Annotated in this window: 11 protein-coding genes; 4 read left to right on the top strand and 7 right to left on the bottom strand. The window is 67.6% G+C overall.

Features of this window, described 5'->3' with window-relative positions:
- Positions 1-29: 29 nt before the first annotated feature.
- The 3 genes from ACQUS7_RS01990 to metG all read right to left on the bottom strand — a co-directional run bounded on the left by ACQUS7_RS01990 (position 30) and on the right by metG (position 4,818).
- Complete coding sequence (locus tag ACQUS7_RS01990) at positions 30-839, bottom strand: MBL fold metallo-hydrolase (protein WP_435144113.1); 810 nt, start codon at positions 837-839, stop codon at positions 30-32.
- 209 nt (positions 840-1,048) lie between these two features.
- Complete coding sequence (locus ACQUS7_RS01985) at positions 1,049-2,281, bottom strand: ABC transporter substrate-binding protein (RefSeq protein WP_435144111.1); 1,233 nt, start codon at positions 2,279-2,281, stop codon at positions 1,049-1,051.
- A gap of 458 nt (positions 2,282-2,739) precedes the next feature.
- Positions 2,740-4,818 carry a methionine--tRNA ligase gene (gene metG, locus ACQUS7_RS01980; protein ID WP_435144108.1) on the bottom strand — a complete coding sequence of 693 codons (2,079 nt, stop codon included), beginning with the start codon at positions 4,816-4,818 and terminating at the stop codon, positions 2,740-2,742.
- Between the two features lie 132 nt (positions 4,819-4,950).
- Here metG and ACQUS7_RS01975 point away from each other — a divergent pair, with 132 nt between their 5' ends.
- From ACQUS7_RS01975 to ACQUS7_RS01960, 4 genes are all read left to right on the top strand, one after another.
- Positions 4,951-5,427, top strand: a complete 477-nt coding sequence (locus tag ACQUS7_RS01975) for a YbaK/EbsC family protein (protein ID WP_435144105.1) — start codon at positions 4,951-4,953, stop codon at positions 5,425-5,427.
- A 6-nt stretch (positions 5,428-5,433) separates the two neighbouring features.
- Positions 5,434-5,712: a hypothetical protein gene (locus tag ACQUS7_RS01970; protein ID WP_435144102.1), complete on the top strand. Its 279-nt coding sequence runs from the start codon at positions 5,434-5,436 to the stop codon at positions 5,710-5,712.
- A 141-nt stretch (positions 5,713-5,853) separates the two neighbouring features.
- On the top strand, positions 5,854-6,195 hold the full coding sequence (locus ACQUS7_RS01965; RefSeq protein WP_435128243.1) for a winged helix-turn-helix transcriptional regulator: 342 nt from the start codon (positions 5,854-5,856) through the stop codon (positions 6,193-6,195).
- An 83-nt stretch (positions 6,196-6,278) separates the two neighbouring features.
- Entirely contained in the window at positions 6,279-7,331 is a 1,053-nt protein-coding gene (locus ACQUS7_RS01960) for a DNA-methyltransferase (protein WP_435144099.1), read from the top strand.
- Between the two features lie 177 nt (positions 7,332-7,508).
- Here ACQUS7_RS01960 and ACQUS7_RS01955 read toward each other — a convergent pair whose 3' ends face one another.
- From ACQUS7_RS01955 to ppsA, 4 genes are all read right to left on the bottom strand, one after another.
- Positions 7,509-7,790, bottom strand: coding sequence for a hypothetical protein (locus ACQUS7_RS01955; protein WP_435144096.1), 282 nt, complete (start codon positions 7,788-7,790; stop codon positions 7,509-7,511).
- 44 nt (positions 7,791-7,834) lie between these two features.
- On the bottom strand, positions 7,835-8,344 hold the full coding sequence (locus ACQUS7_RS01950; RefSeq protein WP_435145214.1) for a YqaA family protein: 510 nt from the start codon (positions 8,342-8,344) through the stop codon (positions 7,835-7,837).
- Between the two features lie 228 nt (positions 8,345-8,572).
- Positions 8,573-9,643 (bottom strand): tyrosine decarboxylase MfnA, encoded by a 1,071-nt coding sequence (gene mfnA / locus ACQUS7_RS01945; RefSeq protein ID WP_435144093.1) that lies wholly within the window; start codon positions 9,641-9,643, stop codon positions 8,573-8,575.
- A gap of 240 nt (positions 9,644-9,883) precedes the next feature.
- On the bottom strand, positions 9,884-12,256 hold the full coding sequence (ppsA, locus tag ACQUS7_RS01940) for a phosphoenolpyruvate synthase (RefSeq protein WP_435144090.1): 2,373 nt from the start codon (positions 12,254-12,256) through the stop codon (positions 9,884-9,886).
- Positions 12,257-12,456 lie beyond the last annotated feature (200 nt).

Genomic DNA, 12,456 nt, shown 5'->3' with positions numbered 1-12,456 from the left:
GCAGTGACGAGTGGTCGAGCCGAAGTGGCTCATTCAATCTGTATCGTTTTTCCAACGCCCGCCGGCTCGTAGACGTCCGGAAGGCACTTGCGCAGGATTCCGCTCGCCGCCGTTCCGGTACAGTGTGCCCCGACGAGCACGTCGAGTTTCTCCGACAGCCAGTCCGCGATTTCGCGGATTCGCTCGTCGTCGACGGCGATGAGGTGGGTGCCGCCGATGACGTATCGGACGTCGTCGTCGAAGACTGACTCGGCGTGCTCGACCGTGTTGCGCAGTCCGGCGTGGCAACAGCCTAAGACCAGCGCCAACCCCTCCGCCGTCTCGACGACGACTGACTGGTCGTCGACGATTGGGTCATCCACGACCCCGTCGTCCCGCTCGACTGTTCCGATCACGTAGTCCTGATGCGGGCGCGGAATCTCTCCGAGTGCGTGAACGCCGTCAGCGACCTCGACTGGCGCACGCCGTTCGACGACGTTCGCTTTCGCTTCGATGGTCGATTTGGTGTACGGGATGCCGAGCGGCGCACCCTCGAACTCCCCCTCTCGGTCGAGATACCGCGGCGCCCAGACCTCCGGGTGACAGTAGACGTCGGGCCGGTCCATGACGTTTAACAGGTCCAGCATTCCGCTCGTGTGGTCGAAATGGGAGTGGCTCACGACGATCGAGTCGAGCGTTTCGACCGGCACGTCGAGCAGTTTCGCGTTGTGGACGGCGACTGACTGGCCGGTATCGAGAAGCACGTTTCCGATTGCGGCCGAAAAGCCCCATTCGCCGCGTAAGCCGCGCGGATACGGTTTCGCAACTCTGTTGTCCGACAGGATTGTGACCTCTACCATCGCGCCAACACCTCCGCGTCGGTGACTTCGACGACCGGAGACGCCGAGTGAACGCCGCTTCTCCGGGATGTCTCTGCCGGTCGCTTCGCACGGCCGCCATCCGGGGCTTCCTCAGTGCGGTCAGTATCAGCGGTACGGGTCCGGACCGGTCTCTTCAGGGGCTGCAAGTGCAGGGGAACGCGGCTGTCACCATCTGACTGGCTCATCGGTTAAACATCTCCGTTGATGATGTCCGCGACGCGCTGACGGTCGAACAGCCGTTCGTCCCCAGGGACCTCGGGGTACGGCTCGCCGTCGACGTAGCCCGGCCACTCACCGAACACGTCGGGGTAGAGCTCCTTCGCCGTCATCTCCAGCTGGAACAGATTCAGTATCGGGCCCTGGCGCCGCGCACCTTGGGCGTAGACGTCGCCTTCCTGAACGGCCGTGATCTCTCTCGCGATGTCGTGTTCCTCTAGTCTCGTTCGGATCTCGTCGAGATCGTGGTACTCCGCCATCGGGCCGAACACGAGCAGCACGTCCGGATCTGCTTCGAGCAGCAGCTCGTAATCGAGGGTGATGTTCCGCCCGTCGTCACCGTATCCCTCCCCGACGGCGTCGGCCAGTGCGTCGGTGACACCCATCGGACGCGTGTGTGCGGCGTAGTAGCCCGGATGGTTCAGCTTGTATCCCCACGCTTTCTCCTTCGACGACGAGAACAACACCAACGCCGCACTCGGCCGCTCGCGCTCTGGCGGCAGGCCAGCTTTGATAGTCTGAATCACTGACTCGTGGACGGACGTGAGCGCCTCGTAGCGGTCGGTTTCTTGGAACACCTGCGCGACCTTGCCGAAGATCTCCCAGAGCGTGTAGTACTGGTACTGGTCTGCCCAGCCTGGTGGCGGTGTCTGGTTGGTTCCACTGAGTGTGTTCCCGAACCACGGTCCGACGTTCTCTTCGATCTCCGTGAGGTCGTCGTCGCTCCACCCGTCGGCCGTCGAGACCTTCGCAGGGTCGGCAATATGGACGTCACTGTCGAGTTCGTACAGCTTCTCTTTCGTCGGGGGCCACGACGAGTACAGCCCTTCCCAGTCGACCGTGACGCCATCGAGGCGATCAACGAACTTCTGGTACAGCGACTCGTGGTAGCCTGGAGCGTGCATCGCGTTGATGTCGTCACCGCGGCCGAGCGCCAGCAACATGTCTACGTGATGCCCCAGAATGGTAAACACGTCCTGGGGCACGTCTTCGAACCGCACTTCGCCCGCCGGCGCCATCTGGACGGAGTAGCCGGTCTCGGTGGGTGTCGCGGTGTCCGTTTCAGTCGGTGTGTCGGTGGGGGTTGGAGGGGTGTCCGAACGACTCGAACATCCGCCTAGCAGGCCGCTCCCGACGACTGCGCCCCCGTACTTCACGTAGTCTCGTCGCGTCGTTTCCTCGTGTTCCGCTTCGTCCTGAACCATGTGGTTTAGGCTGACCTAAAACAATAAGGCCGTTTTGGTTTTGGGCTGACAAATATACCGGGAAAGAATACTCCCCATGCCCACCTCAGCGGCTGCAGGTCGGTGAACCGATCCGGACCCGGGCACGCAGTTCCGTCACGTCAGTCCCAAGACCGGACCCACAGTTCCAGATTTCGTCTGAAACTCGGTCATTACTGCTGATCAGATTGAATGCGACGTACTCGGTGAAATCCTTGAACGGCTTCCGTTTACTTTCCGCCTCCTACCCGGAATCCGCCGAGCACCGGATTTGATATCGCATTATCCAGTGTATGTCTGGTTTGGCCTGTGCGACACGGAGCTGTCTCTGTTGCATCACCTCGTCGCACAGCGACGGTCAGAACGGTATTCGAAGAGCGTCAAACGGACCGGCTGTGACCGGGACCGACAAGGAACAGCCGACGTGAAATCGGAGTCGCTTACCGGATTTTCGTGCCGACCGGTGCGTCGCCGTGCGTGGTCAGGAGGTCGGCGTCGTCGCCGGCGGCGAGCAGCATCCCGTTGGACTCGGTGCCGAACAGCTCCGCCTGTTCGAGGTTCGCGACGATGACGACTTTCGTGCCGGGGAGGTCGTCGACGTCGTGGAGCTGTTTGATGCCGGCGACGATCTGGCGCTCCTCCACGCCGATGTCGACGGTGAGCTTCACGAGTTTGTCGGCGTCCTCGATGGGATCGGCGTCGAGAATCTCGCCGACGCGGAGGTCGAGCTCCTGGAACTCGTCGAAGCTGATCCGGTTCTCTGCGATTGGTTCGAGGTCGCTCACGTCAGCCTCAGCGCCCTCGCCGGACTCATCGCTTTCGCTTTCCTGTTCGGCGGCCGATTCGGCGACGCGCTGTTCGAGCTTCGCGTTCAGTTCGTCGACGCGCTCCGGCTCGATCTTCTCGTATAACTCCTCGGGCGCGCCGAACTCCGCCGGCGGCGCTTCGAGGGCGGCGTCGGTCGTCGCGTCGTGCACCGAACCGGTCTCGCCGAGCTGCTCCCAGAGCGCCTGGCTCTTGCCGGGGGCGACCGGCTCGAACAGCACCGCGACGGCCTTCGCGAGCTGGACGCAGTCGCGGATGACCTGCGCGGCTGCGGCCTCGTCTTCGCCGACGAGGTTCCACGGCTCCTCGCGCTGAATGTACTCGTTCCCGAACCGCGCGAGGTCGACGGCGGCGTTCCCGACGGCCCGCACCGAGTAGTCGTTGACGCCGGCGGCGAACTCGTCGACCGCCTCCTCGATTCTGGACGCGACTTCGTCGCTCGTGTCCGCTGCGGGCGTCCCGTCGAAGTTCCGGTGGGCGAACAGCAGCGACCGGTAGATGAAGTTGCCGACCGTCCCGACCAGTTCGTTGTTCACGCGGTCGCGGAACTTCTCCCACGAGAAGTCGACGTCCTGCTGGAAGCCGCCGTTCGTCGCGAGGTAGTACCGGAGCAGGTCCGGGTGGAACCCCTCGTCGAGGTACTCGCGCGCCCAGACGGCGCGGTTCCGACTGGTCGAAAAGCCCTGGCCGTCGAGCGTCATGAAGCCGGACGCCATGACGGCGCGCGGCTCCTCGTAGTCGACGCCGTGCAGCATCGCCGGCCAGAACACGGTGTGGTGCTGGATGATGTCTCGGCCGATGACGTGGACGATTTCGCCGTCCTCCTGCCACACTTCCGCCCAGTCGTACTCGTCGGCGCCGACGCGGTCGGAGTACTGCTTCGTGGAGGAGACGTACTCGATGGGCGCGTCGACCCAGACGTACAGCACCAGGTCGTCGTCGCCGTCGCCGGGGTAGTCGATTCCCCAGTCCATGTCGCGGGTGATACACCAGTCGCGGAGCTCGCCTTCAACCCACTCGCGCGGCTGGTTCTGGGCGTTCGAGGTGCCTTCGAGCCGGTCGAGGAACCCCGAGAGGTACTCCTTGAACTCCGAGACCCGGAAGAACTTGTGGGTCTGTTCGCGGTACTCGGCGGGGTTCCCGGTGACCGTCGACGTCGGCTCTTCGATTTCGCCAGGCTCGAGGTGCCGGCCGCAGCCTTCGTCGCACTCGTCGCCGCGGGCCTTCTCGCCGCAGTACGGGCAGGTGCCTTCGACGTAGCGGTCCGGGAGCGACTGGTCCGCCTTCGGGTCGTACGCGACCGGAATCTCCTTCTCGTAGACGTGGCCGTTCTCCTCGAGGACGCGGACGAACTCCTGGGTGAGTTCGGTGTTCGTCTCGTCGTGGGTGTGGCCGTAGTTGTCGAAGTCGACGCCGAACTTCGGGAACGTCTCCCGGTACTGTTCGTGCCACGCGAGCGCGAACTCCTCGGGGTCTTTCCCCTCCTGTTCGGCGTTGACGGCGACCGGGGTTCCGTGCATGTCGGAGCCCGACACGAACGCGGTCTGCTGGCCGAGCGTTTCGAGCGCGCGCGAGTAGACGTCGCCGCCGACGTACGTCCGGAGGTGGCCGATGTGCAGGTCGCCGTTCGCGTACGGCAGCCCGCAGGTCACCACCGTCGGCGCGTCGGTGGGGAAGTCGTCGTGAGTGCTCATACCTCCCCTGACGTGGATGCGGGCCTAAAGCCCGCCGAAACTGGCGAAGCCCTCGGTGAGCGACTCGCCGCGGGTGGCGGGAAATTCGGCGGCTGTCCGCGGCTATTTCAGCGTCGCCGACAACGGTCGGCCATGCACCCGACTGCGGAGCGGTTCGCCGACCGCGCACGCGCGGAGTACGACTTCGAAGCGTCCGTCGAGGAGTTCCCGGACGGAACGAAAACCGCGGCCGACGCGGCTGACGCCGTCGGCTGCACCGTCGGCCAGATCGTCAAGAGCATCGTCCTTACCGCCGACGGCGACCCGGTCGTCGTGTTGACCGCCGGCGACCACCGCGTGGACGAGGACGGATTCGCGGCAGCCGTCGGCGCCGACGCCGTCGAGATGGCCGACGCCGACGAGGTGAAAGCCGCCACTGGGTGGAGTATCGGCGGCGTCCCCCCGTTCTGTCACGACACCGACCTCCCGGTGTACCTGGACGAGTCGCTGACCGCTCACGACACCGTCTGGGCGGCGGCCGGCACGCCTGAAGCGGTGTTCGCGGTGACTCCGGACGCGCTGCGGCGTATCGCGTCTCCCGAACCGGTCGCGGCGTTCACGGAGTCGTAAACTCCAATGCGCTATATCGAATCCCTCCCGAACCGGCCGCTCCGGGAGTCCGAACTGGAGTCGCTCCGCGAGGCGGACAGCGTCGTGGAGGCCGCGCCGCTCGGCGTCGCGGACGACGAAATCCGGGCCCTGGCGATACAGGTCGGTGACCGACTGTTCGGACTGGGCTACGACGACGCCGACGGCTGGACCGAAGTCGACACCCGGGAGGCCGCCGACCCGGAAGACCTCGGTGCCGTCCGCGACTCGCTGAAGAACTGGGACGCCAAACGGTCCAACGACTGACTCTCAGAGCAACGATTCTGTGGCTGACCGCGTCCGAGCGGCCGCCTCAACGAGGAACCGGTGGCATCTCGATAGGTGGTGTCCCGCCGATACCGGGTTCGGAACCGAACTGCTATATCCCCGGGGAGCGTTTCCCCGGTGATGGCAGTAGAACAGGAACTGGCGGCAGCGGACCCCGGGCCGTGCCCGGTCATCGACGCGCTCGAACAGGTCGGCTCGCAGTGGCGACTCGTCGTGCTGCACGACCTGCAGGACGGCGAAAAGCGTTTCAACGAACTCAAGCGCTCCACCGACTCCAGCGCGCGGACGCTCTCGCGCGTCCTCGACGACCTCCAGGAACTCGGATTCGTCCACAAGCGGATGGAGCCGGACGCTCCGGTCGCGACGTACTACTCGCTCACCGAGAAGGGCGAGTCGCTCGAGCCCGTGTTCGAGGAGATCGAAGGCTGGGCGGGCGAGTGGCTCGACGCCTGCGCCGAGTGACCGGCCGCTCGTCTCCGGGCTGCACCGTCGGTCCGTCGCGAGGATAGCGGGTTTTATTCGCGCCGCCGCCGCGTGTCGAGTCGATGGAGTCGGTCCCCGAATCGTTCGCGACGACGCACGCCGTCGGCGTCGGCGACGCGCGGTCGCTGCCGCTCCCCGACGACAGCGTCGAGCTCGTCGTCACGTCGCCGCCGTACCCGATGATAGAGCAGTGGGACGACCTCTTCGCCGACCTCGACCCCGACGTCGCCGCGGCGCTCGACGCCGGGGACGGCGACGACGCCTTCGACCTGATGCACGAGGCGCTCGCGCCCGCCTGGGACGAACTGAGCCGCGTGCTCGTCGACGGCGGCGTCGCCTGCGTCAACGTCGGCGACGCGACGCGGTCCATCGGCGGCCGCTTCCGGCTCTACCCGAACCACGCCCGGATGAGCGAGGCGCTCCGCGACCGCGGGCTCGACCAGCTCCCGGGCGTTCTCTGGCGGAAACCGACGAACGCGCCGACGAAGTTCATGGGGTCGGGGACGCTCCCGCCGAACGCCTACGTCACGCTGGAACACGAACACGTCATGGTGTTCCGGAACGGCGACGGCCGCAGATTCGACCCCGGCGACCCGGACCGGTACGGCGCGGCGTACTTCTGGGAGGAGCGGAACAGGTGGTTCTCGGAGGCCTGGGAGGGGATCCGCGGCGAGGGCCAGCGGCTCGGTGACAACGCGCCCCGCGACCGCGCCGCCGCGTTCCCCGTCGAACTACCGTACCGCCTCCTCAACATGTACTCGGTGTACGGCGACACGGTGCTCGACCCGTTCTGGGGCACCGGGACGACGACGCTCGCGGCGATGGCCGCCGGCCGGAACTCCGTCGGCGTCGAACGCGACCCCGGATTCGTCGCCGACTTCGAGGACAGACTCGCGGACCTCCCGGAGCGCTCTCGCGACCGCGCCCGTGGCCGCCTCCGCGACCACCGAGCGTTCCTCGCCGACCGCGACGAGCCGCCCGGCTACGACCACGAACGCTACGGCTTCGGCGTCGTCACGAAACGCGAACGACGGCTCCGCGTCGTCGCCGCGGACGACGTCGACCGCATCACCGGCGGGTACCGCGCCCACCACTCCGTCGTCGACCCGGAGTAGAGTTCTCCGATTCGCTTCGCCGTCCCCGACTTTTGCTGCTCTTGTTGCGAAGTCACGTGTCGCCACGTCACCACATCGCCACTCACCGCGTCGCCGCGTCGACGTGGAGGCGCGACGGGAACGATTCGCCCAGCCGAGCCGACCGGATGACGGCGTCGTCGCGGCGGCCGCCCGGCGTCAGGCGGGGTCGAGGTGCGATTCCAGCGGCACGTCGTAGCCGGCGGCCTCGAGGAGGTCGGACGCCTGCTTGTCGACCCGGCCGATGCTGGGGCGCTCCTCCTCGTCGCGGATGAACGCGCAGATCCACTTCGTGAGCTCCTCGACCGTCTCCGCGTCCCCGATGCGGTCGACCTCCCGGAGCGTCTGTTCGTACTCCTCGCGCTGTCGTTCGTACGTCTCGCTCCCGACGTGTTTGCTGTTCGCCTCGTCGATCTCGCGCAACGCGGTCTCGACGTCCATGCCGCGACGTTCGCCGCCGACCCCAAAAGTCGGGTGGCGGTGGTCTACGCGACTTCGAGCGCGGTGAGGCCGAGCTGCCAGAGCGCGAGCGTCAAGACGAGTCGGCCGACGCTGCCGATGAACGTCGCGATGGCGAACTTCGTGTAGTCGCGTTCCAGCACCGCGAACGCGTAAATCGAGAGCGTGTCCGGGAACCCCGGGACGCAGAGCGCCAGCGCGAGCCCGCCGTAGCCGTACTCCCGTGCGAGCTGCAGCGTCTTCGTCTCCGACCACTCGACGATGTCGAACCGCGAGCGCCGCAGCCACCTGATAATCGGCCCCGACTGCTTCGCCTCCTGGCCGATGTGGAACGCGAACACGGAGCCGAGCGCCTTCGCGACGCCGGAGACGAGGACGATGACCGCCATCTGCGGCCAGAACCCGATGCCGAGGTCGAGCGGTGCGACGAGGACGACTTCGCTGACGCCGGGAATCGCGAACGCGATGAGAAACGAGTAGACGGCGATGATTCCGAGGCCGACCCACCCGGTCGCGTGTTCGACGAAGCCGGCCATCCACTCGGCGAACTCCCGGACGAGCTCGGAGAGCCACGTGAAGTCCGGCCAGACGGACGCCTCCGCGGACAGCGGCACCGCCGCGGACTGCTGGAGGGCGAGGTCGGCGGCGTGCACCGCCGAATCCGGGGGAAGCACGTCCGGAGGTGACGCGGGCCACAAGTAAACTCCGACGGTTCCGGACGGCGGGTCGCGCGGACTGACAGTTCCCCGGCTCCGCCCCGTTTGCTAGTCGAGGTGCGCGTCGAGGTCGGCGAGGAACGCGGTCAGCATCTCGCGCGTGACGTGCGGCATGACGACGACGCGGGCCTCCCCGGCGCCGGTGCGGGCGAGCCGCCAGCCCGCCTCGCGAACCGCGCTGAAGGCGGCCTCCGGGAGTTCGAACGCGACGAGCGGCAGCTCCGGGTCGACGACGCGGCAGCCGCGGCCGCGCAGCTCCGCGGCGAGCCAGTCGGCGAGCGACGCGGCGCGCTCGTACTCCTCGCGGTAGCCGTCCGGCCACAGCGCCTCCATCGCGGCCGCGGCCGCCGCGACGCCGGCCCCCGACCGCGTCCCGGTGAGCGTCGCCTGCGACTGCGTCTCCAAGTACGGCGTCTCGACGGCGAGCGCGTCCAGCGTCTCCTGCTCCCGCGCGAGAATCCCGCCGGACGGAACGACCGCCCGGCCGGCCTTGTGGGGGTCGACGGTCAGCGTGTCGACGTCGGCGTCGGCGAACCCCCAGTCGTGCCCGGAGAACGGGAGGTAGTACCCGCCCCACGCCGCGTCGACGTGGAACCGCGCCCCGGCGTCCGCCGCCACGTCGGCGAGCGCCGGAATCGGGTCGACGCGGCCGTACTCGGTGCTGCCGGCGACCCCGACGACCAGCGCCGTGTCCTCGTCGACGGCCGCGGTCACGGCGTCGACGTCCGCGCGGTGGTCAGCGTCGGTCGGGACGGTTCGGAGTTCGACGCCCAGCAACTCCGCGGCCTTGTGGAAACTGAAGTGCGCGGATGTCGGCGTGACAACGTTCGGCTCCGCGGTCTCCGCGAGGTTCCGGGCCGCGTGCATCGCCTGGATGTTCGCCTCCGTGCCGCCGCTCGCGACGTAGCCGTTCGGCTCCGACAGCCCGGCGAGGTCGCCGAGCGCGTCGACGACGTCGGCCTCGATGTCGCCGATTTCGCCGTACGTCGCCGGGTCGCCCGGATTCGACGTCAGGAACCGGTCCGCGGCCGCCCGGGCCGCCGGATGCGGCTCGGTACACATCGACGACAGCACGCGCTCGAACGACTGCGGGCGGCGCTCGGCGACCGGCGTTCGCATACGTCCGGGACGGAGCGGCGTCCTGTTAGCGGTTCCGCTTCGGCACGGGCCGCGACCGCCGGCGTCGACGAGGCGGCGCGGAGTCGCCGCCCGAAACCCCGTTGCTGCCGGTCGCCGAGGGCGGACGCGACGAGGGATTCGCGGAAAGAAAACCGATAGAAGGCGGCGGGAATCGGAGAGACGAAATCCAGCGGGTCCGTCCGGCCTGGCTGATTTCGGGGAGTCAGCCGACGGCCGGGGTCAGCGGACCGAATCGAGGATGAGTTTCTGCTCGGTGCGTTTCACTTCGTGCTGGACGTCGCGGACGGCGTCGATGTTCGCGGAGATGGACGAGACGCCCTCCTCCACGAGGAAGTCCACCATCGCCGGCTTCGAGGCGGCCTGCCCGCAGATGCTGGTGTCGACGTCGTTCGCGCGGCACGTCTCGATGACGTCGCCCATCAGTTCGAGCACCGACGGGTGGAGCTCGTCGAAGCGGTCGGCGACCGCGGCGTTGTTCCGGTCGACGGCGAGCGTGTACTGCGTGAGGTCGTTCGTCCCGAACGACGCGAAGTCGATGCCGGTGTCGATGAGCTCGTCGATGCTGAGCGCCGCCGCCGGCGTCTCGATCATGACGCCCCAGCGCTGCGCCTCCGGCGAGATGCCGACGTCGCGCATCGCGGCCTTCGCGCGCTCGACGTCGTCGGCGTCCGTGACGAGCGGCAACATCAGTTCGACGTTGTCGTACCCCATCTCCCAGAGCCGGCGGAACGCCTCCAACTCCTGTTTGAACACGTCCTGCTTGTCGAGCGACCGGCGGACGCCGCGCCACCCGAGCATCGGGTTGTGCTCTGCGGGCTCGTCGTCGCCGCCTTCGAGTTCGCGGAACTCGTCGGTCGGCGCGTCGAGCGTCCGGGCGCGGACCGGCCGCGGATAGAACTCCTCGGCGGCGGTCCGGATGCCGGAGACGAGTTCGTCGACGTAGGCGTCGGCGCCGTTGTCCGCGATGTACTTCTCCGGGGTCTTGCCGAGCGACAGCACCATGTGCTCGATGCGGAGCAGCCCGACGCCGTCCGCGCCGGTCGCCGCGGCGCGCTCCGCGGCCTCCGGAATCGAGACGTTCACCTTCACCTCCGTCGCCGTCATCGGCTTCACCGGCGTCTCCGGCCGCACGGCCTCGACCGGCTCGTACTCTTCGCCCTCCGACTCGTCGGGGGTGCCGCGGCGAATCGTCCCCTTGTCGCCGTCGAGCGTGATGGCCTGGCCGTCTTCGAGTTCGCGCGTCCCCGACCCGGTGCCGACGACGGCCGGCACGCCGAGTTCGCGGGAGACGATGGCGGCGTGGCTGGTCATGCCGCCCTCGTCGGTGACGATGCCGACGGCGCGCTTCATCGCCGGCACCATGTCCGGCATCGTCATCTCGGTGACGATGACGTCGCCCTCGGCGACCTGGTCGAGGTGGTCGAGTTTCGTGACGACGCGCACCGTCCCGGAGACGACGCCCGGCGACGCGCCCAGCCCGCTCAGAAGGACGTCGTCGCCGTCGCCGTTGCCGTTGCCGTCGCCGCCGTCGGTCGCGCCCGCGGCGCCGGCGGCTCCGCCGTTCCCGCCGAGCACGTCCGCGGAGGCGTCGGCGGACTCGCGTTCGGCTTCGGCCGGCGACGTCCCGCCCGACTCGGAGGACTCCGAAATCGTGGTGATGGGGCGCGACTGGAGCATGTACACCTCGCCGTCGACCATCGCCCACTCGACGTCCTGCGGGGAGCCGTAGTGCTCCTCGACCGTCCGGCCGAGTTCGACGAGCCGCTCGATCTCCTCGTCGGAGAGCACGCGCTGTTCGCGTTTCTCCTCGGGGACGTCGCGTTCGACCGTCTCGCCGGTCTCGGGGTCCTTCTCCAGCAGCAGTTTCTTGTCGGCGACCGTCACCTCCTCGGTTTCTGCGGTCTCGCGGTCGACGACGTAGTTGTCCGGCGAGACGGTGCCGGAGACGACGGCTTCGCCGAGCCCCCACGCCGCCTCGATGATGATGCGCGGCTCGCCGGTCGACGGGTGGCTCGTGAACATGACGCCGGACTTCTCGGCGTCGACCATCAGCTGGACGACCACCGCGATGTCGACCTCGTCGTGCGGGAACCCCTGTCGCTGCCGGTAGTAGATGGCGCGCTGGCTGAACAGCGACGCCCAGCACTCCTTGACGCGGTCGAGCAGCTGGTCTTCGGTGACGTTCAGGAACGTCTCCTGCTGGCCCGCGAACGACGCGTCCGGCAGGTCCTCGGCGGTCGCGGACGACCGGACCGCGACGAACGCCTCCTCGCCGTCGGCGCCGACGCTCCGGTAGGCGGACAGCACCTCTTCCTTGACGGACTCCGGCAGGTCCGTGTTCGTGATGAGTTCGTGGGCGGTGCGTTCGGCCTCGGCGAGCGCCGCCGAGTCTTCCGGGTCGATGTCGACCGCCTCGAACAGTTCCTCGTCGATTCCGGCTTCCTCGATGAACGTCCGGTACGTTTCGGCCGTCACGACGAATCCCGGTGGCACGGGCAGGCCCGCGGTCGTGAGTTCTCCGAGCGAGGCCGCCTTGCCGCCGACGGTTTCGACGTCGTCGGCGGCGACGTCATCCAGCCAAAGTACAGCCATCTCGTATACGAGGGGTTCCTTGACTCGCTAAAGAACCTTCCGACGCACGCAAACGCGAAATTTTCGTACTCGCAACCGAGTACCTGTTTGCCAGTCGGTTCCGGTGCCCGCACAGCTCGCCGAAAGGACTCCCTCAGAAGGCCCCGAACCCAGATTCAATCAGTCGATTTTCACCCCGTGAAACTATTCCGAGAAAGTCG

This window comes from Halobaculum sp. P14 (assembly GCF_051195155.1).
Taxonomy (GTDB): Archaea; Halobacteriota; Halobacteria; order Halobacteriales; family Haloferacaceae; genus JBNTKA01.
The sequence above is the reverse complement of the archived record's forward strand: the minus strand, read 5'-3'. Positions and strand labels throughout refer to the sequence as shown.